Below are 21102 nucleotides of genomic sequence, written 5' to 3'. Positions count from 1 at the left end.
GCCCGCCACCGCCTATTTCGATCGGCCCGATCCCGCGCCCGCACCGCGAAGCTTTGCTACCGAACCCGCGCCGCGCGTCGTTCCGGCGGACGACGAAGCGCCGCTGCCGTTCCGCCGCCCGCGCCGCAATCCGGCGAAGCGCTGGACGGCGATCGCCGCGGCGGCCGCGGTGTTGATGCTCGGCGCGACCGCGGGCCTCGTCTATTTCGGGCTTCCCGGTTGGGCGCAGGGGCTGGGCCTGCCCGGCACGACCGCCGAACCCGACCTTGTCATTGAACTGCCGCCCAATCAGGATCATCGCGAGCTGGCCGACGGCACCATCTATTTCGCCGCGTCGGGGGTGATCATCAACCCGACCGACCGCGAACAGCGCGTTCCGCCGATCCTTGCCGAATTGCGCGATGCGCAGGGCACGATCGTCTATAGCTGGACGATCAAGCCGCCGGTGCGGATGCTGCCGCCCAATGAAAAGGTCAATTTCAGCGAGGCGAAGCTCGACATCCCCCGCCGGGCGACGCAGCTGACCGTTAGCTGGGCACTCCCTAAAGGGTGATATTCCAGATCTTTAGCTTGGCGTCACGGCGTCACAGGCTGAGTGCGGCGGCGAAGGAAAGCAGAAAGCTGGTCAGCGTCGCGACGATAATCGGCGCGAAACTCCGCCATCCCTGATCGAGCAGCAGGTGCAGCCGTGCCTTCATCGCCGTCGCGACGATCGCGAGCAGCAGCAGCGCCTGCGCGCCGCCGGCGGCGGCGTCCTGCGCTTGCCGGGGGATCGCGACCAGCGAATTCGCCGCGGCAACGGCGAGAAAGCCGAGGATGAACCAGGGCAGGCGCAGCGGGATGCGCGTCTTGCCGTCACGCTCGCCGCTCCGTCCGAGCCAGAGCGCGACGAGCATCAGCATCGGCGCGAGCAGCGCGACGCGCGTCAGCTTGACGATCGTCGCGACCTCGCCCGCTTGCGGCGAGAAGGAAAAGCCGCCGCCGATCGCTTGTGCGACATCGTGGATCGACGCGCCGATCAGGAAGCCCGCCTGTGCATCGGTCAGCCCGAACTGCGCCGCGAGGACCGGATAGAGCGTCATCGCGAGCGCGCTGGCAACGGTGATGCCGACGAGCGTCAGCGTGAAGCGCGCCTGGTCGACACGCTTGTCGCCGATCAGCGAATAGAGCGCGAGCGCCGCAGACGCGCCGCAGATCGCGGTCGCGCCGCCGGCGAGCAGCGCGGCGTGGCGGTCCTGCGCGAACAGGCGCGCGCTGGCGACGGTCACGACGATCACCACGAGCATGATGAGGACGAGCAGCGCAAAGGGCAGCGGTCCCAATTCGGCCAACTGTTCGGCGGTGATCCGCGCGCCTACGAGCACGATGCCGATGCGCAGCGCGGTTTGCGACATCAGATCGAGCCCGGCATGGGTGCGCCGGTCCTGCGACAGGAACGACAGGGCGAGGCCGATCAGCAAGCCCATCAGGACGATCGGCGCCGCATAATGATCGGCGAGCCACGCCGCAGCGAGCGCGGCGATGGCGGTGACGAGCGCGCCGGGCAGATAGTCGCGCGCGCGCCGCCGCGCGGGCGGATGCACTTCGAGCTGCATCTCGCCGTACAGGTCGGCGGCCATCGGCCAGCTTTGTTCGGTCGGCTTCACATCATTCCCTCGGCCCGCGCGTCGGCACCGCTTCGCATATCCGCGCGCGACGGTCGATAGCCCATTGCTGGCGGGGCAAGGGCTTGCTAGAGGCCCCCCTCTATCAGCACCCGTAGCTCAGCTGGATAGAGCGCTGCCCTCCGAAGGCAGAGGCCAGGGGTTCGAATCCCTTCGGGTGCGCCAATCCCCCATGAAAGTACGAACTTTGTCGTCGGCTGGCATTTCGCCTGCCGCGGCGAGCTCGAGTGCGCGATTGGGGCCGCGGATGATGATCTGTTCGCGGCTCATCACCACCTCGCCGACGAACGCCCGGACATAACGGCGGCGGACCTGCGGCTCACCGCCATCGCGGAGCTTGGCCCGCATGGCGGCGGCGAACCGCTCAACCTTTTCCGGTGTGATCCGGCTGCTCTTGGCGCCGATCTGACGTTCGAGCGCGACAATCTCCTCGGCGACCGAGGTGAGCCGCAGTTTGAGCGTTGCCAGCCGTTCCTTGAGGAACGGGTCGTCGGGTGCGGTCGCGCCACTCTCCACCATCATAAACAGTGCGCGGATTGAATTGGTCACCTCGGTTTCCTCGGTGCGGAGCACGGCGACCTGCTTTCGGCGGCCAGCGTCCGCTGCGGAGGACGCGTCGAGCATGTCGCCCAGCAGAGCCGTCAGCCGCTCGGGCTGGAACAGGCGCGTCTCCAACGCGGAAACGACGGCTTCATCGACTTTGTCCATCGGCACATTATTACCGCCGCAGGAGAGATCCCCTTTCTTGCGGCGGTTGGAACACGCATAATAGCGGTAGCGCCCACCCTTGCCAGTCATCAGCATCATCGTTGATGTACAACCATTGCACCCACAGCGACCAATGCCAGATAGCAGCACCGGTGACGTATGCGACCGCGGTGCCGAGATGCGCGGGTTCCGTGCCTTCAGGCGCGTCTGAACTGCCTGGAACCGCTCCTCGTTCAGGATCGCCGGCACTTTGACCTCTATCCACTCCTCACGCGGTCGCATTTCTCCAGTGCGGCTGTTGCGGCATCCGTAATAGTGGCGACCTGCATAGGTTTCGCGGGTCAGAATCGCATAGATCAGACCCGTATGAAAATGCTGATTGCGGTGCATGTAGCCCCGCTCGCGCAGCCAATTCACGATCGCGTTGATGCCAAGTGGCTCGGTCTTGCCATCACCTTCGAGATAGAGCCGAAAGATTAACTCGACTAGGGGGCGTTCAGCCGAGTCGATCTCAAGCTTCTTCTTGTCCTTCTTGTCGCGCCGTTCCGCGACATATGTGCGGTAGCCAAGTGGCGGTGCCGAGCCGTTATGAAATCCAGCTTCTGCATTGGCGGACATCACCACCTTGACCTGTTCGGCGTTGATCTCGCTCGAAGCAGCATCGAGCGAGGTAAAGATGGATCGCATGAGCCGCGCATGCGGGCCATCGCCAACGTCCTGCGTCGCCGAGATCAGTTTGACGCCGGCCTTCTCGAGCTTCCGGCGGTATCCCTCGCATTCATACTCGTCGCGAAAGAATCTACTGAAATTGTAGACGAATACGGCGTCATAGCGTTTCGGCCGCGCGCAGGCGTCGGCGATCATCCGCTGGAGTGCCGGACGGCGGTCGGTCATGCCGGACTTGCCCGCCTCGACATAGGTTTCGACGATCTCGTAGCCACGCTCCACGGCGGCGCGGGCGATACCCCTCTCCTGCTCGTTGAGCGAGGTCTCGTGCTCGGCCTGACGTTTGGTGCTGACCCGCACATAGGCGCAGGCGCGCAAGGTCATCGGATCAGTCGTCATCGGCAAGTATCCTCGCAAGGTCGTCGGCCAACAGGGCCATCAGCCACTGTGACTCGCCAGGCAGAAGAGGGAAAGAGTCCGCGAGCCGATCGACCACCTCCAAGGAGAGTTTAGCCGTCCCAGCGCGGGACGACCGATGCCGACGATTTTCGCCGCCATCGGCCGTCCCACGCCGGCTGTCAGAGGTGGGCGCTCCCACGGTTAATGCCTCCGCCGACCCTCGTTCAGTCCTGCTGATCCAGACCGAAATGGTGGCGGATCACAGCGATGCAGGCTTCGGCTGCGGCTTGGCGTTCCTCGATCGACATATCCGAGACGTCAGGCAGGCTGATGCGGTCGATGTCGTCGGAGAAGCGTTGATAGGCTGCCACCGGCTGGTCGTCGTGGCCGAAGATATCTTCGCTCTTCAGCGGAACGACTGGCTTCGGTTTGACCGTCTTGTTGTCACTCGACGCCTGTGCATCGCCGTCCGGATAAAGCGCAGCGAGCGCCTGGCTGGGCTTGAACCTCTCGCCGTTGGCGGCGAAACCCTCGGCGAGTTCTAACATCGCTTGGAACGCCTCGGGAGGCAATTCCTTCTGCCGCGTCAGGATAGTGGTCCCATAAGAGATCGGAGCCATGTCCGGCTCTTCCAGGATATCGAACAGCATCGGATAGGCCTGCCGCATTCGAGCGGCGATCAGCATGTTGCTGACCTTGTCCTTGGTCAGCCGCGGATAGCGTTCGGCGATCGCGCGCTGACTGATCCCGTTGACCTGCTGGAGGTTGAGCAGCGCCTGAGCCTTCTCCATGGGGCTGGCTTCAATCGTTCCGAGCGCGGTGTCGCACACTACTGCCACCGCATCCGCTTCGGTACCGACAAAGCGCACGCAGCGAACCTCGACGTCCTCGTTACCGGCATGCGTTTCTTTCAGCGCGTGCCAGAGAAAGCGGCCATCAACGATCGGATAGACACCATCGATCTCATCGAGAACGACAAGCGGGCGAAGGTCATCCGGTTCGGCGGCGGTTAGCGCGAGCGCGTGGAAATGTTCTCCCTTCTCGCGCGATCCGGCGCGCGGGTGGTAGACCCACTCGGCCAGCTTTGAGAGTGGGAGGCGGAATTCTCCGGGGATCAGCGGCGCGCCGGCGAATGTGCTCGTGAAGTCCTCATCGCCATTCCCGTCGGCCATGCTTTCGCTTGCGACAACCGTCTCTGCCTGGCGCAGCGCAAAAGCGTGCTGGCGCGGGGCAAGCTGGTTTGCAGCAGTCTCAGTGGCGGGCGGCGGCGTGCCGATGCTTGCTGCCGTCGGTTCGATGGCCGGCTCAAGCAGGGCGGGGTCGGCATCGAAGGCTTTTTCGGTATTCTCGTTGATCCTGTTCATGACTGGTCTCCTGCAAGACGCGGCGCACCATGCGCCGCGTCATCGCAGGCAAACCGATCAACCGATTCGCGGCTTGAACCCTCCCGGACAGGATCGGCATTCCGACTGCTCGCTCAGGTGTTCCACGCTCCTTCGCTTGCAATAGCGACCAATTTGTCATCACGATCGCGCCACCAGCGTTCGGCATGTTGTGGATCGAGAGTGATAGGGCTGACTGCGGGTAGCAGCGCGGCGACCTGAGTGAGGACGGACTCGCGCCAGGCGCGTTTCTCGGACGCTGACGGGGAGCCGTCGCTGGACCCGTCTTCAACCTGCAGACGATCGAACATATCGCGGAACAGGTCTTGGATGCGTTCGAGTGGATGTTGGCGTGGCAGCCCCCTCGCAATGTCGGTCACTGCGACCGGTCGGCCGTCGACGGGTGTCTCCTGCGCTAATGTTGCGTTCCAAGCATCGCGTTTATTGGCCTTAGCGGGGTCATAGCGGACATACCGACAACAGTTGCGCAGAAACGCGACCTCGGCTTTGGGGCGCAGCCACGCTTCGAAGAGGAATCCCTGAGTCCAACCAGGCTGATGGCGCGCTTTCAGTGCACGCGCACGCTGCATGGCACGGTCATAGGGACTGGATCGCCGAGGTCGATCGCAGTCGGCATTTCCGGGGATGGGCCATGCTATGCCAGCCTCGTGGGCCGATACCTCAACTTGATCCGCCAATGAGGGATTGCGGATCAGGGTCGGCACCACCGCATCGCGCCAATCAGAATCGCTGCGGCGTATGCCGATTGCGGTGAGTCCGTCGCCCAGCTTGTCGCACGGCAGCATTGATCTAGCAGTGGCAGGACAGATGTTGCTGGTGATTACCACCGCCAGTTCGACTACCAGCGCGCGTCGCTCATCACTAAGATCGCGAGCGCCACCGCGCTTGTTCCGGAGCCAGAAGCCATTCTCCCACCACTCCATGTTCGAGATCATCTGGATCAGGGCGACCTGAGCGAGCAGCGCGGGTTCGACCCCAAGGAACCACTGTCCCGGCATCTCCCCTTCAATCCATTCGATACGCCCTGTTTTCTCCCAAAATCCGCGCGCGTTGAAGAACGCGGTGCGTGCGCCTTCAAGGATCAGGTCTGCTGTCTTGGGCTTCACGTGCTTCGAGTTCATCGTCGGGTGAAGGCTGCGAAGATGTGCAACCGAACCGTAGATGAACGTCCCAGTTGGGTCCTTGTGCGTGTGCATCGCCGCCATCGACGTGGACGACTTCAACGTTGTCTGGATTGAGTTGCGAGTGACGCCGCCCGCGAACTTTAGCGTATCGATGATCTCGAACAGCCGTTCGAACTCGTTCATCAGCGCCGCGCCGTTAAGCAGATGAATCGCAAATTTGCGAACGCTCTTGGGATGGGCAGGCGGCAGCGACCCACGACGGCGGGCGTTGTGCACTTGCTCCTTGGCCGACCTCATGTCCCGGCGCCAGATTGCGACGTAGAGTGCCGTATGATCGCGCTGGAGCGCGACCAGGTTGTCGCGGTGGATCGCGGCACTGTACGAAAGTAGCGCTTCCTGCATCTCATCCGTCACGTTGGCCGCGTCATATGCGAGCAAATGAATGAGGGCGGGGGCGACACCATCGGGGACGCCCAGCGCCCTGCGATCGGCATCGATGATGTTCTCGGGATCGCGGCGATAGATGAGATGCGGCAGCACTCGCGAAGAATAGAGCGGGCGATAGCGCTGGACGATGAACCAATCGGTCTGCGCTTTGCCAGCCGGCAGTGGCACGCCGTCGATTGTGACGACCAACCCATCGAATTTAAAGCCGTTCAGCTTACTGAGCGCGGCCACGATCGCTTTGTCAGGTGCAGGGATTTGTGCGTGCTCAATCACCAGCTTCTCGCGGAGGGCAATGACCACGGGGTGGTCAAAACACAAGATGTCGCGCACACCGACCATGCGCCGACCCGCTCTGGCCGCGAGCGTCATTGCTGTCTGTGATACCAACCCGGCGTCGGGATCCTCTTCAAGCCATTCGTCCGACTGTTTTTTGAGTCGATCGGCAATCGACCATATGCCCGGGAACGCCAGAACTTGAGCGCGGGCATGGCGCTTATCGAGGCGGTCGCCATGCATGGCTCCAAAATGCGCGGTCACAAATTACTCCTCTTTGATCGCCAGTCGGCGGCATATGCGGCCCAAGCGGCTTCTTCGCGAACCTCCGCCTCGCGATCGAACCTCTCGAGGTCTCCTTGTAGGAGCGAGAGTCGCTCCCAAGAAGCGATCGCTGAACTGACCGCCTCGTAGAGCCTGCCAGCGGCGGTTGTGCTTGCCAGTGCGGGACGCAGTCGGATGAGTTCCTCCGCGATGCAAACCACCTCCCTTTCGATGGCCAGCGGATCGACCAAGCGGTGGGCGTGTCCATTGCGATCGACCCAAGCGAACCAGCCATCCCCGGTTTGCACACCGCGAGCAAAGCGCGGCTGGGCGTCAAGCCATGCCTTTGCCTCCCCTCGCGTTGCCGCATCGATAGGCGCGGCGCGCGATGCGCACGCCGCGATCGCACGCCGCTGGATCGCGGTCATTGGCTCGGCGAACATCCGTGCTGGCGTGTCGGAAGTATCGTCCACGGTGTTCATGAGTTGAGCTTGGTCGCTGTGCAGTTCAACCACGAGCAGCACGTCGGCAATCATTGTCGGCAACCGGTCGATCCGTTCGGCCAGCGTCGCGGCCTCAGCCCGCGTGGCGGCGATCGCGTGCTCGTTCCAACTGCGTACGTCGGCGCGCAGCTGCTCCAGTCTTGGCTGGAGTTTGCCGATAGCGGCGCGCGCCGCAGTGCGCAGCGGACGATCGCCAGATTCTAGGAAATCGAAGTATTGTTCCATCTCTAGCGCGACGTCCGCCGCTTCGGCCTCTATGGGAGCCGGGCTTTCGAGTTCGTGCCGCCGTCCGTCGCGATCGACCCAAACGAACGCGCTCACGCAGTAAACTCCCGATAATTCAAGTTGGCGCCGTGAGTTTCCAGCCAGTCGGCGGCGTCGCCGCGCGAAATATGTCCCGGCAAGTCGATTCCGCGCAACCGACAGGTCACGCGCATGAGCCAGCGTTGGCCGCGCGTCATGCCCTCCGTGCGCCACGCGCCATCAAGTTGAAACTCCTCGTCCCGTGCGAGCCATTCGTTGCGATCCTCATCGTAGGCGGCAAGACGGCGCATCCAGGTCTCATATTGACCTCGCGCAGACATATCCCGATGATTGCCATCAATCATCGTCACGATCGCTTGTCCGAATGACAACGACGGATCGGCATCGATCAGTTCGTCAATGACACCACAGACCTGATCAGCCCGAAAGGCCAGCATCCCTGCCAACGCATCGGCGTCGATCGCCGATAGGCCATGGTTCGCCAATACGCCGCCCAGAGCGATCTTGTGGTGCACCTCGCTGGGCTCGGCAACCACGGTCTTGTAGCGAGGCGCAATGAGTGCTCGGCGGCGCTCTGTGATTGCCTTGCGGTCCTCGCCTAACCGCGCGATATCGGCATCGGCCTGGGCCAAAATTCTGCCGATGTCCGGCTGGCCATCGGCGTTATCGTCAATATTCATCGTCGCTTCTCCTTCTTGGTGGAAGCGACACCATCGCTCGAGTCGAGCGTTGAACCTTCCCGGAGACGTGTCCGGGAGGGTTCGCCGATTCGAAGAGGATAGAGTGGGGGGGCATAAGATTGGCGCAAGAAATGTTTCACCGATGGCGAAACCCTCGACACCCTCCCGGGCACTTCGGAATGCCCCCCAACGCAAGGAGCATCGCTATATCGATGCTCTCATCAGCGACGATTTCGGTCGCCCTTCGAAGCTGACTATCCAAAGCGCCAACAGCTTCGCGAAGAAAAAGTTGGATGCCGCTTCACAGTCGCTACAACTCAGGAACGAACAACAGCAAAAGAAGGCCCGCCGGATCGAGGTCCGAGACTGGCGCAATGCGGAGCGCTACATCGCCGCTGAGCTTCGGGACAGCGATCGTCGCTCCCGTGCGCTATGGCGTTCGCTGAATACCAAGGTACGGCCAGACCAAAAAGTCCGTCATACGCCGCCGAGAGAGCGGAAACGCGCGTGGCCGTTCGCATCTGTCGCTTTGCCGAGATATGATGGCCCAGTGATCGACCGGAACCGCCAAAGAGGCGTGTTCATGCGTATGCGCTATTATTCGCGCAAAACCGCCAAGGCGGGCGTGTCGCAGCGGGTCGCCCTATACTGCTACCATGGAGCCGAACTCGACGAGGACGGCGATCCATATGTTGCGACAAATGTCGGCTATAGCATTGAGGAGGCGCTGTGCGGCTTTGACCATCTCGAGCAGATCAACTGGTCGGCGCAGAAGAATGCGAAGCTGCTGATGCACGGCATCCTTGCCGTGGACCATCGACAGTCACCGGACGAGATGATGGCCTGTGGAGTTCGCTGGGCCGAGGGCGCGCTCGGTCGGTTTGATCTGCCGTACCTGGTCACGCTGCATGCGCCGCCGCCAGACGGCGACCAGCGCAACTGGCACCTGCATATCCTCTGGTCATATCGGCCAATGGTTCGCACTGGAGACCATGAATGGGACGTCGGCGCAATGCTGCGCACTGACCTCGACAACCCCAAGGCAATGAAGGCCTTCCGTGAAATGTTCGCCGCCGTTATGACCGAGATGTCTTATGAGGCCGGACAAAACCAGGTCTGGACCGCCAAGAGCAATGCCGACCGCGGACTGCCGCACGAGCCGCAGGTTCATCTCGGCGGTGCAAAGACCAATATGGCGCGTGATGGCGAATATGTTGCCGAGAACGAAGATAACCACGAACGCGTCTTGCGCTCGAAGGCGGCAGCCATCGACGACGCGCTGCGCCATGCAGATGCGGTACTGACCAACGCCCAGATAGTAGCGCGCGCCCTAACCAGGCGTTTCGCTCGGTTACCGATGCTATCGATGCCAGTTCCGCAGCGGGCAGCCTCGGCATTGACGTCGGTGAATACAGAAATCTACAGCGTCGCGCCGCCTCTCTCGATGAAGACGATCGATGTGCCGGCAGTCCCACCGATCAGGCCTGAGGCGACCCGCCTCGTCGGTTCTATGCCGGTGCGTGAGCGAAATATTGCCCGCCGTTCAACGGCGGCGGTCTCGCTATCAGGATGCCCGGCGGCAACTCCGCGTCCGGCGCGGATCGAAATCGCAAATTTGCGAAATTGGCGGCTTCCACCGCTGGCATCGAACCGCGAGCCGAACGTAAAGCTGCCAGCGATCGCGAAGTCGGCAACGATGTCAAAGGTACCGTTTCCGACGCAAGCGCTCCTGCTCCGATCGGTCTACAAGCGTGATCAGAGCATTGAACCGCCGCGCCCTGTCCGGCCGATTGTCCCGCAACTGTCGGAATTCGCAAAATCTTGGACCCGGCCAGATTTTGCCGACCCGGATATTCTTGAACGCGTCCTCGCTCGTAACGAAGCTGAGCGGAAGCGTGACGAGAAACGCCGCAATCGCGAGGAAGAGACATCCGTGCGCGCGGCCCAGTCTGCCGAAGCAGCCGCCAGCCAACAAGCCACTACACAGCCTCAACCAACGAAGCCGCGCGCGGGAACATCAAGTTCCCGTAAGAATGCTTGGCACCTTGCACGTGCAAAGCGGCTCAAGGCGATGATTGAATCGGATGAAGCTGAGCGGCCTGTCGATGGTGCACTGCGCCAACCGGGACGCGCGATCGAACGGCCAGGCGAGAAGCGAGAGGACAAAAATCCGTCCAGTCAATCCCCATTCCCGCGTTGGCCGGGGCAGGGCGTCTCCGAATGACCGCAGCTACTCCGGATCGCCGCTTTCCGACTTGAGCGCATCAATTCGCGCATCGCACGCCGTCACCACACGTCGCCCGTCATACATTACACCGCGATATGCAGTGCAAAAACATTCCAGCGTCGCCTGACGTGGCTCTTCGCTTGGTTTGGAGGGCGGGTGCTCCAATTTATACCACTGCGCCATCGGACAGGCGACGCAAACCGGCACGCGCGCCATACCAGTCACGAGTTCATAGTTTTCGTCGAGCGTGGGGCTCAATTCATCACCCCATCCTTGCAGGAACCGACGGTCATTTTCGTTCATGTCCGGTTGAGTGGACGAAGTTGGATTAAGATCGGGCTAAATTGTGGTCTGTTTCTACATATTTGTCCGGGTCTGACGTGCCAGGCACGCGATAAGCGGACGGGTCGAGTCCATACTACTGCGGGCGGCGGATCGAGATGCGACTGCGGCACTGAAAAGCGTTGGTTCCGCCAGGCCGCGCTGTCCGAGACGGTGCTGAGGGTTTCCATCTGACGGCCTACGCATGTGACCGGTATGGAAAAGCTGCCGCGACCGCGTCTGCTGCAGCCGGGTGAAGAGGGGAGGAAAAGCCTCGCCTCCGCTGGGCGGTAAGCAAACAGGAGCAAACCCATGACCATTCATAACGACGCCGCCTCATTCGAGGCGGCGCTGCGGCTCTGCGCGTCACGCGAGGATGTCCGCATCCTCCGCCGTGTGCGGCCGATTTCCGAACTTGTGACCGAGGGACCGCCAATCGGGCCGACACGGCGCATCGCGATCGTCGATACGGAAACAACTTCGGTCGATGTCCAAACTGCCGAGATCATCGAAATCGCCGCCGCGGTCGTGCTGGTCGACGACGCTGGAGAAATCCGTGCTGTCGAAGAAACCCGGCGCGGCTTGCGCGATCCCGGCATTCCGATCCCGGCCGAGGTGCAGCTGCTGACCGGAATATCGGACGACGACGTGGCGGGGAGGGGCCTGAACGTGCCGCGCTGGGAAGCGCTGCTCGGCGGCTCTGACCTGATTGTCGCGCACAACGCGGGCTATGACGCCCCAATTGTCGAACGCCTGTTGCCCGCGATCAAGGGGCAAGCCTGGGCCTGTTCGATGCGCGAGATTGATTGGGCGGCGCATGGGTTCGATGGCGCCAAACTCGGTCACCTCCTGATGCAGATAGGCTACTTCACCACGGGGCATCGGGCGGACGCCGATGTGATCAGTCTCGCGCATCTGCTGACCCATCGTCCGGACGGCGTGCGGCCGCTGATGGCGGAGCTGGTTGCGCGGGCCGCGCAGCCGTCGCTGCGGATCGAGGCGACGGGCGCGCTGTTCGACAAACGCCATCTCCTCAAGGCGCGCGGCTATCGCTGGGATGCGCGCGAGAAGGTGTGGTGGCGCGAGATCGCCGAAGCGGCGCATGAGACGGAAATCCTGTGGCTCGCGCGCGATGCCGAGCTTCGCGCCACACCGCGCGTGATCCAGTTCAGCTGGCACACCCGTTATCGATAATGGGGGAGGGCCTCGCTGCTCAGGTCCCCCAGCAGCGAGGCCAGCGAGCGTGCCTTACCCCCACAACGCTTCGCATTAAGGGGAGGTCGCAATCTCGTCCTTCAGGGAGCCAGCTTAGCCGCAAATTTTGAACATCCGGTAAATCGACGGCCTGCGGCCATTGCATGGCGCCTTCAGGCGTAAGCCACCGCCAATGCGGGGGAATTGAGCACCGTGAGAGAGCGGAAAAAGGCTCCGGCCAAAGCGGCCGTCACCCAAGAGTAAGGAAGATAGCATGAACGACACCACGATACAGGCGCTGCGGCAACAGAAACACGCCTGGGCTCTGCGCCACGAAATGGGCTTTCCGGCAGACCACAAGCTTACCCCGTCAATCGAATTCGGCACCGGTGGCGCGATCGACGGCGGCATCGTGCGCGAACTGGTTCTCCGCGCGATGGAGCGGGACCAGGACATCATTTATGCAGGTCAGGCCCACACCGGCAAGTCCGGGCCGCGTGAGTATCTGGCAGTTATGCGCAATCAACATTTGATCCACGTCTTTCGCTGCCGACCCTGGGCGGACGACAGCAACGCGCCGGTCATATTGGTGTCGGAATGTGGAAAAGTTACGATCCGGCTCGGCAGCGATGGCGCGTTCGAGTGTCTGGCGGGAGCGTCCTCCGACATCGCGAGCGGACATTGTCGAGCCTTGGCTCGCATCGAACGCGTCGCCGCCGAGACGCGCACGCGTATCAAGACGCACACGTCCCAGCCGCGCTCCGGCGACGATTAGTCTCGGTCGGTTCCGGCACCCATCATTATCAAAACCACTGCACACCGCGGCAGGCCGGGCCTGCCACGCATTCCAAGGAAATATCTATGAAATACGAACCCCGTATCGGCGTTGAACGCCGACCGCGCTCCTATATTGTGCTCGACGTCGAGTCCGCCGTCATCGATGAAAGCGGCCATCGCCGTTACCAGGCCACGGAGCGGTATAGCCCCGGTAACGATAACAACCAGCCCGCGCGTCGCGGTTATACGCGAAGCGAAGATCCGCTGACCTGTCCGCGCTGGGTGTTTCAGACCATCGTCACCGCGTCTATCATGGTGCTGACCGAGCATGCCGACGGCAATCTTGATATCGCGCAGTTCGTGACGTTGAGCCAGCCTGACCATGACGAGCGGGCAATCGTGGCGGGTCTGTTCCAGCTGCTGCAGACCTGGCCAGATGCCGAACTCGTGACGTGGGCAGGGATGGTGCACGACATTCCGCTGATCATGATGGCCGCCTACAAGCACGGCCTGACCCTTCCCCGCGGCTGGCGCTGGCTGTCGTTCGGCGGCAACGATCCGGCTCGCCACCTCGACTTTGCTCGCATCGTTACCGGGGGGTTCAAGATGAAGCCGATCCATCTCGCCGAGGTGTTGGCTGCGCTCGATATCCCGGCGAAGATGACGGCGCCTGCGTTCGCGGTCACGGGGTTCATTTACGCGGGCGAGTGGGACTCCGTGCAGGAAGCGTGTGAATGCGACACCATTGGCGTCGCATGGCTGCTTGCACGCTGGCGGCGGTGCCATGACGGGCGCGCCGATATCGACGTCGCGACGGATCGTCTCCTTCGCCGGATCATCGAGCTACGCGAGGGGCGCGGCTACGTCGCCGAACTGCAAGCGCGGCGACGACGATTTCTTGTGGAGGCAGGTCGCCGGGCGATGGCGGCCTGAAAAGTAACTTGCTTCCGGAGCGAACACGACTTGTGAACGAGTGGTCAAATTTCGCTCGAGCAACGAGCCTTTGACCCACTAATGCAATGGGCTGGGCCGTGCAGTTGATCAGCACGGCCGGAGCCTTCATGCGTTAAGCTTCAGCGCGGTACCACTGCGCTATAGACGACGATGCCCAAATAAACGAAGCGGGGCGCGCAATAGACTGTCCGCCCCCTCCTCCATCGCTATCGGCTTAGAAAGGTCGGAAAGGCTATACCGCATTTCCCTCAACCATTCTTCGAAACCTTCTTCGCCCGCAATATCAATGCCTTCCAGAAACTCTCCCGTTGACTGCCGGACGACCTCTTCATCACGTATATCGGCTTCTACGAAATGAAGGTTGAGCCTAACTGTTCTGGAGGTAGTTTCTACCAGCGGAATAGGCAGGCTTTCAGTCAGCTTGCGCAAGCCATGGAGCTCGCGGCGCAGGCTGGTCTGCGCTTGCCGTAACTCGCGTGATCCCCAAAGTTTGTCTTGAATCCAAGCTCGCCAGCGCTCGCCAGAATTTGCGCTTGCGAGTAGTCCGAGCAGCGCAATCGCTTTTTTGCTCGTGACGTCGAGCCGATGGCCGTTCGGAGCGATCAAATGAAAGGCACCCAGAAATTGCATTTTATAGCGGACGCCTTCCGTCACCTGCTTTTCTTTACCGTCTCGCACGTTCCGCCCACCCCCACGTCGTTGCGCCTTCCCCAAATTGTTGCAGTGACGTCGGAATTAGGGCGCACGTGGGGGGGCGAGCAACGCTGAAAATGGTGCCGGACGAATTAATCACGCTCAGAAAACGATCTGCTGACGCGTCGATCACGACGCGCGAACGTATCAATCGGCATCTGCACAACTGATCAGCCGCGCAAGCCGGTTTGAATCAGGGGGAAAGTTCAACGTCAGAAAATTTCGGTGTCAGCGATCACGCGCACGGATCCGCGCGCCACTATCCGTATCACTTAATTTTTGCATGCAGAGGAATAACTATGTCGATTAACTCCGCTTCTCGTTTCCGTCGCCTTGCTAAGGGCGCTCTACTCGTATCTGCCGCTTTTCCGGTTTCGGCGCTGATCGTTGCGGATAGCGCGAATGCAGAGCAAACTGTGGAGGTTAGCGGACCGGAATCCGCCGCGAGCGTTCAAGCAAAAGTCGACGCTGCTAAAGCAACGCCCGATCGCGACATTGCAATTACGGTGACGTCGAAAGGTGCAATTTCGGGACCTGGAACCATCGGCATTGCACCTCTGGGGGGGCAAGGCGACGGCGTCATTAACTTCGGCAATGTCGGTAGTATCGGAGCGGTCGACAAGGCCGGTGCGGTGACCGATTCGGTCGGCGTTGCGCTAAACGGGTCGTCGGCAAAGGCGGATAATACGCTGACCGCCACCAATAGCGGGCTAATTACAGGCGGTTTTTCGGCGACCGGCTTTGGCGGCACCGTGTCGCTCGACAACAGCGGGACGATCTACAACGGCGTTACGCTGATGGGTGCCGGCGATGTGTCGCTGACCTCTGCGGGCGCCGTTCGCTCGGGCAACGTAAACGTCCAGTCGACGGTTGCGCAGGCGACCACCAAAGCTGGCGATACGACGACCGACGTTTACACCAGTGGTGATGTCAAAGGCGTGATCGGCGATGTCGCCAGCGCCGACGGCAAGACCAAGGGCAGCGCCGTGTTCGTCGGTCCGGTCGGCAATGTCGATGTGACGGCAAAGGGCGTTGCGGGGACTGTCACCGGCTATACGGTCGGCTCGTCGGTCACTGTCGTAAACACGGCAGCAATTCCGCTTGCTGACAAATCGGTCGTAACCAGCGAGACCAGTGCGACTTATGAGGCGGGCACGGTCAAGATCGCCACGGCGGCAACCAGCAAGCTCGACGCCGTCAACGGTGTTGCCAATGGCAATGTCGATATCACCGTGGCGGGGACGGTCGAAAATGGCGTGAACGCGGTTCCGGTCTTCAATGTCAATTCGACGAGCAAGACCGTTCAGACGCGCGACAGTAAGAATGCCGTGGATCTCGAGCGGATCGACAGTTTTACCCGTGAAGCGGTGGCAGGCGATTCGACGATTAGGGTTGCCGAAACGGGCGTGGTCGGCGGGGCATTCGCTCAAGCGACGCGGGATGCATCGATCAGTCATGCTGGTGAAGTCAAGGGTGCGCTGAATGCAATTGGCGGTGCTGGCGCAACGACCGATAGCGGCAGCACGACGACGACGCGGAACGACACGGGCAATTTGCTCAAGATCGTGACCGCGAACAACTCGGCGAGCGCAGTGGGCAAAGCGACGATCGAAATCGCCGAAGGCGCTTCCGTAGGGGGCGGCGTGTCGGCTACGGCGACCAGCGACGCATCGGTGATCAACGCCGGTGCAGTCGATGGCGCCGTTACCGCACGCGCCGGCAACGGCGGGGCGAGCAGTTTCGATCAGACGCTGATTTATGACGGAAAAGGTGGCCTCCTCGGCAACACGACGAAGACGACGAGCGGCCCCGCGGCCGGCAACGCTTCGGTCGTCGTCGCCGAAACCGGATCGATCGGCGGCAATGCCCTGGCGACCGCTACCAATAATGCCTCGGCGGACAATGCGGGTGCGATCGACGGAAATTTGACGGCGACCGCGGGCAACGGCAACGCTAACGCGACCAGTCAGGCTCTGGTGTTCGACAGCACTGGCGCTCTCCTCCTCAGCGACGTGTATGAAACGAGCGATACCCGTTCGAAGGGCAATGCTTCGGCCGTCAATGCGGCGACCGGTAAAGTCGGTGGATCGGTCAACGCCAATGCCACCCAGGATATTTCGATTGCCAATGCCGGCACGGTCGGTGGCGGCGTAAACGGCAATTCGTCGGGCAGCGATTCGACATACAGCCGCACCATTCTGACCCCGGCGCCGGTCGTCGATGCCACAGCCGGGACGACCACGACAAAATACAGCTTTGCCGACGAATCGGCGAACACGTCGACGACGGGTAAGGTGGGTTTCACTAACGCGGCGGGCGGCGTCATCGGCTTCAACGGGGTCGGCAACGTCAACCTGACGGCGGGCGGCGATATCACCATCCTGAATCAGGGTGAGGTTCGCGGCACGACCTATGCGGCGAGCAGCAGCAGCAAGTCTGCGAACGCCAGCAGCTATAATTCGACCGAGGTGCTCGACGGCAAAGGGGGCCGTTCCTTCACCGAGGATCGGACGAGCAAAGGCAGCAGCACAGCAACGGGCGGCAATGTCGCCGGTACCTACGCGGGCGCCAATGGGACCAAGAATTTCGTGCCGGGTGCCAACGGCACCATCACCCAGATTGCTGATCTAGCCAGCACCGCGACTGTCACAGGCGCTGTCTTCGGTAACGTAAACTCCTATGCGGGCAATTCGGGGGTGGCGGGTTCGTCCTTCGCGAATAGCAGCAGCGAGACGACCGTGCTCGACGTCGATGGCACCGGAACCTTCTCGGGAAAATATGCCGAATCGTCCGAAACGACGGCGATCAGTGGCGGTGACAGCAAGGTGACGATCGCCGGGCGCGTCGCAACCGGAAATGCCGGCGGGGGAGGCTTTGTCTATTCGCAGGGCACCAACAGCTCGTCAGTGGTGGTCAGCGGCTCGGTCGAACAGGGCGTCACCAGCAACGCTTTTGGAGCGTCGGCAGGAAAGGCCGAGGAAGCGGGCAGCATCGCGCAGACCGTCACCAAGGGTACCTATGTGACCGACGAACTGATTGTGAAGAGCAGCAGCGCATCGGTGGTCAGCGATGGCGCCAGTTCGGCATCGATCACCGGCAAGGCGACCGCCAGCCAGGATACCGTCGGCGGCTCGGTCACGATCAACGGTGTGAAGTCCGCGTCGGCTGATGTCGCTGCCAAGGCAATCGTTGGCGGCGACCTGACCGTCAGCGCGAACAATGGAACCGACTTTGCGAGCACTACCGAGCAATCCTATGTCCGCGACGCCAAGACTGGCGTGGCGACCGCATCGGAAATCATCAGCTCAACCAGCGGTGCTGCGGCCGCGCAGGGCAACGCTCAGGCGACGATCGCCGGGACCGTCGAAGGCGGCACCTATGTGGCCGCGGGTCGCGGCGACGCGAAGGTCACCTTGACCGGCGTCTCGGAAGACTATGTCTCTGCGGTTGCGAGCGGCAGCGTCACCAAGACGACGGTCGAGCGCGAATGGACCGGCAAGACCAAGTCGGGGTCCGCTGACTTCAGCACGCTGGTCAGCAGCCTGACCGGACGGACGCTCGGCGAAAGCGTGATCACCGAGACGACTGTTGTCGGGGGTAAGGCCTCGATCGTGATCGACTCGGCTCAGGCGCTGAAGGACAAGGCGATCGCCGCGACCGAAGGCAACGCTTTCGCCTATGGCGTCGGCGGAGCATCTATCTCGGTGACCAAGGGGTCGATCGTCGGCGGTGATGCCAGCGCGATCAGCTATGCCACGAACAATGTTACGACTGCGACGACGACGAATGATGGCAAGGGCACCGTTACCCAAACCGCCTCGTCGACGAACACGATCGTCGGAGGTCCGGCTTCGGTCGTCAACGACGGTCAGGTGAAGGGCAATGTCCTTGCGGACAGTGCAACGTCGGCGACCGTCAGCAACAGTGGCAAGATCGCCGGTAGCGCGACGGCGCGTTCGATCGTCACCGCGACGGACAGCAGCAGCGTTACGACGGACGTCGGCAAGGCGTCGCTCCAGACGATTACCGAGACTTTCACCCCGGTCGTGGCGCTCGGCAAGGCCAGCGTGACTAACGCGGCGGGGGCGGTCATCGGGGGCGACATCAATGTTGCCGCCGGCGAAGGCGCTGTGACGAACAACGGTATTGTGGGCGGCACCACCGTCCTCGGCCAGAACATCGACACCGCGTCGCGCACCGAGGTTCGCACGGACACATCGACCGAAACCACCTACACGCCCGCGGCTGCACTGCTGGCGCAGACCTACACGGCCAATCAGAACGGCGTGTCGGGCGGCTTCTATGTCGGCGGCGGTCTCGACAATGATCCGACCGGCGAAGGTGCGGTCAAGTCCAGCGACGTGAAGGCGACGATCAATCTCAATTCGGGGTCGGCGACGCTCGGCAGCATCTTTGGTGAGCGTGACGAGGATGGTAACCGGACGACCGACACCACGGTCAATCTGGTAGGATCGGGCTTCCTTGGTGCCGATGAGATCGTATATCCGGGTGCGCCCACGTCGGTGCTTGCCGACAAGCGGAATCCGGTCCTGTCGCTTGGTAAGGACGCGCAGGCTGTCTTTGGCGGTTCGAACTATCAGGTTCGCGTCGTCGGCGTCGAAACGCTGAACAAAGAAGGCGCGGGGACGTTCGTGATCAACGGCGCGGCCTATGATCCCGGCCTGCCCGGCGGCGAGCCCGCCTACACTCTCGATGTCGGTAATTTCAACATCAAGGCAGGTGAGGTTCAACTCACGACCAGCCAAGCTGTTGATGCCGAATTTGGTATTCGCGGCGCCATCAACAACGCTGCGACGCTGGTCATCGGTCGCCGGATCACCCCGGGCCAGAACCAGTTCGGTAACAGCCTGGTTGGCCAGACCGAACTGATCGACGGCATCACCATCCGTCAGGTTGGCGATTATAACCAGACCGCGGCTGGCACGACGGTCGTCGGGCTGACGCCGACGCTGATCCGCGTTTATCCGAGCTCAGTGTCGTCCGGTGCGACCCTGCCCGAGCCGCTGGGTCCGGTCACCGGCGGAGTCAGCGTGGGCTACTTCACCACGCCGGCGCTGGCGGGGGTTGATGTCGATCCGTCGCGGGTCAACATCACGGGTAACTTGAACCTGGCTGGCAAGGTCGCGGTGAATGTCTATCGTGACAGCCTCTACGCCAATGGCGACGGCTACACGCTGTTCACCTATACCGGCACGGGAGCTGTTTCGGCCGCCGCCGCACCGACCCTGACTTCGCCCTTCGTCGGATTCACCCTGGTGCATGATACGGCGAAGAAGGAAGTTCGTCTGGAAGTGAAGCGCAGCAGCTATGCCGGCGGGGCGAACAACCCCAACGCCGTTGCCGCTGCGACCGGTCTCGACTCGGCGCTAGCCTCGGCCATCGGTCGTATCCGTACCGACGCGGCGGGCGGCGCGGGCTTCGCGTCGGTGACCGAACTCGGCTATGCGCAGGACATCGCCAACGTCGCCACGGCGCTCGACTTCCGTCTCTCGTCGGAACAGGCCGCGGAGCTATTCAACGAGTTGTCGTCGGGTGAGATTTATGGCTCGCTTGCTGCGGTCGATCAGAATGGCGTCTTTGGCCAAACGCTCGACATGCTGACCAACCGCCGCTCGTTCGGGGGCGATTTCGCGACGCAGCTCTGGCTCAATCCCGTCGGCAACTGGGGCAAGTTCGGTGACGGCGATGCCTTCGGTGCTTCGGACATCCGTGCGAACAGCTACGGTCTCGCCGGTGGTCTCGACTTCGCCTATGCTGCGGACGGTGCCTTCGGCTTCGGCGGGGCCTATGCCGAGCACGACATCGCCGCGCGCGGCACACCGGAGGCAGTTGATGGCCGCACCTGGACGGTGGGCGCTTATGTCACGCAGGGCTTCGGACCGATCTATGCCAATGCGAAGCTGGCCTTCGGCTGGACCAACTATGATGCGACCCGCACGATGAGCCTGCTGGCGCGGACCGCGGAAGCATCGATCAACGCCAAGCAACTAGATGTCAGCCTTGAAGCCGGTTATGACTATCGTACCGGCAGCATGACCATCACGCCTTATGGTAAGCTTGTCTTGCGCAGGACCTCGCTGGAAGGTTTCACCGAAACCGGAGCGGGTGCGTTCAGCCTCGATGTGGAAGGTCGCAAGAAGACGGTCTTCTCGCCGGTTCTGGGCGTGAAACTCGGTACCGAAACCGAGCTTTCCGACAGCGTCACGATTCGTCCCTTTGCTAAGGCGTCTTACACCTTCCAAGGCAATCTGCCGAACGACGTGACGGTTAGCTATGTCGGCGGTGGCGATGCGTTCGTTCTGCGCGGCGCGGAACCCGACAGCTTCGGGATGGTCGAGGCTGGGTTCGAAGCGAAGGTGGCCGACCGGTTGAACCTCTTCTTCACGGGCAGCCAGACCTTCGGCGGCGACAATAAGGTGACGGGCCTGCGTGGCGGCGTGACCTTCCAGTTCTGATTTCAGACTAGTCCACTGGGTTACCCCCGTGGGGGGCGTGTCCAAAGCACGCCCCCCTTTTTTTG

General features: G+C 62.1%; 13 protein-coding genes, 1 tRNA gene and 1 pseudogene. 7 read left to right on the top strand and 8 right to left on the bottom strand.

All coding sequences use genetic code 11. The features are described 5' to 3' along the window. The coding region (locus ATE71_RS06845; RefSeq protein WP_058802679.1) for a thioredoxin at positions 1–553 on the top strand (553 nt) is incomplete at its 5' end. A 31-nt stretch (positions 554–584) separates the two neighbouring features. Here the strand turns inward: ATE71_RS06845 and ATE71_RS06840 are convergent. Continuing rightward, positions 585–1619, bottom strand: a complete 1035-nt coding sequence (locus ATE71_RS06840) for a YeiH family protein (RefSeq protein WP_058802700.1) — start codon at positions 1617–1619, stop codon at positions 585–587. Between the two features lie 133 nt (positions 1620–1752). Between ATE71_RS06840 and ATE71_RS06835 the strand changes: the two genes are divergently transcribed. After that, positions 1753–1829: transfer RNA gene (locus ATE71_RS06835), tRNA-Arg, on the top strand. A 519-nt stretch (positions 1830–2348) separates the two neighbouring features. On the opposite strand, the pseudogene ATE71_RS23150 reads toward ATE71_RS06835, so the two are convergent. The 5 genes and pseudogenes from ATE71_RS23150 to ATE71_RS06815 form a co-directional block, all read right to left on the bottom strand. Further along, positions 2349–3422, bottom strand: a pseudogene (locus tag ATE71_RS23150) (recombinase family protein); the annotation flags it as partial. Between the two features lie 239 nt (positions 3423–3661). Beyond that, positions 3662–4801, bottom strand: a complete 1140-nt coding sequence (locus ATE71_RS06830; RefSeq protein WP_058802678.1) for a hypothetical protein — start codon at positions 4799–4801, stop codon at positions 3662–3664. A 113-nt stretch (positions 4802–4914) separates the two neighbouring features. Beyond that, a complete protein-coding gene (locus ATE71_RS06825) occupies positions 4915–6948 on the bottom strand; it encodes a hypothetical protein (protein WP_152998664.1) in 2034 nt (677 codons plus the stop codon). Beyond that, a complete protein-coding gene (locus tag ATE71_RS06820) occupies positions 6945–7772 on the bottom strand; it encodes a hypothetical protein (protein WP_058802676.1) in 828 nt (275 codons plus the stop codon). The genes ATE71_RS06825 and ATE71_RS06820 overlap by 4 nt, the downstream gene beginning before the upstream one ends. Next, a complete protein-coding gene (locus tag ATE71_RS06815) occupies positions 7769–8395 on the bottom strand; it encodes a hypothetical protein (RefSeq protein WP_058802675.1) in 627 nt (208 codons plus the stop codon). Before ATE71_RS06815 ends, ATE71_RS06820 begins: the two co-directional genes overlap by 4 nt. 142 nt (positions 8396–8537) lie before the next feature. On the opposite strand from ATE71_RS06815, the gene ATE71_RS06810 reads away from it, so the two are divergent. After that, the gene (locus ATE71_RS06810; RefSeq protein WP_152998663.1) at positions 8538–10619 is read left to right on the top strand and encodes a MobA/MobL family protein; all 2082 of its coding nucleotides are present in this window, start codon (positions 8538–8540) and stop codon (positions 10617–10619) included. A 6-nt stretch (positions 10620–10625) separates the two neighbouring features. Here ATE71_RS06810 and ATE71_RS22050 read toward each other — a convergent pair whose 3' ends face one another. Next, positions 10626–10925, bottom strand: coding sequence for a hypothetical protein (locus tag ATE71_RS22050; protein ID WP_152998662.1), 300 nt, complete (start codon positions 10923–10925; stop codon positions 10626–10628). 330 nt (positions 10926–11255) lie between these two features. Between ATE71_RS22050 and ATE71_RS06805 the strand changes: the two genes are divergently transcribed. From ATE71_RS06805 to ATE71_RS06795, 3 genes are all read left to right on the top strand, one after another. Continuing rightward, positions 11256–12137: a 3'-5' exonuclease gene (locus ATE71_RS06805; protein WP_058802673.1), complete on the top strand. Its 882-nt coding sequence runs from the start codon at positions 11256–11258 to the stop codon at positions 12135–12137. Positions 12138–12411: 274 nt separating this feature from the next. After that, positions 12412–12912: a hypothetical protein gene (locus tag ATE71_RS06800; protein WP_058802672.1), complete on the top strand. Its 501-nt coding sequence runs from the start codon at positions 12412–12414 to the stop codon at positions 12910–12912. An 86-nt stretch (positions 12913–12998) separates the two neighbouring features. After that, positions 12999–13847, top strand: a complete 849-nt coding sequence (locus tag ATE71_RS06795) for a hypothetical protein (RefSeq protein WP_058802671.1) — start codon at positions 12999–13001, stop codon at positions 13845–13847. A 159-nt stretch (positions 13848–14006) separates the two neighbouring features. Here ATE71_RS06795 and ATE71_RS06790 read toward each other — a convergent pair whose 3' ends face one another. After that, positions 14007–14546, bottom strand: a complete 540-nt coding sequence (locus tag ATE71_RS06790; RefSeq protein WP_058802670.1) for a hypothetical protein — start codon at positions 14544–14546, stop codon at positions 14007–14009. A 521-nt stretch (positions 14547–15067) separates the two neighbouring features. Between ATE71_RS06790 and ATE71_RS06785 the strand changes: the two genes are divergently transcribed. After that, entirely contained in the window at positions 15068–21037 is a 5970-nt protein-coding gene (locus ATE71_RS06785) for an autotransporter domain-containing protein (RefSeq protein WP_058802669.1), read from the top strand. Positions 21038–21102: the final 65 nt, after the last annotated feature.

Source organism: Sphingopyxis sp. H115 (genome assembly GCF_001468465.1).
Lineage (GTDB): Bacteria > Pseudomonadota > Alphaproteobacteria > Sphingomonadales > Sphingomonadaceae > Sphingopyxis.
This window is presented reverse-complemented; position numbering and strand designations above follow the sequence as displayed.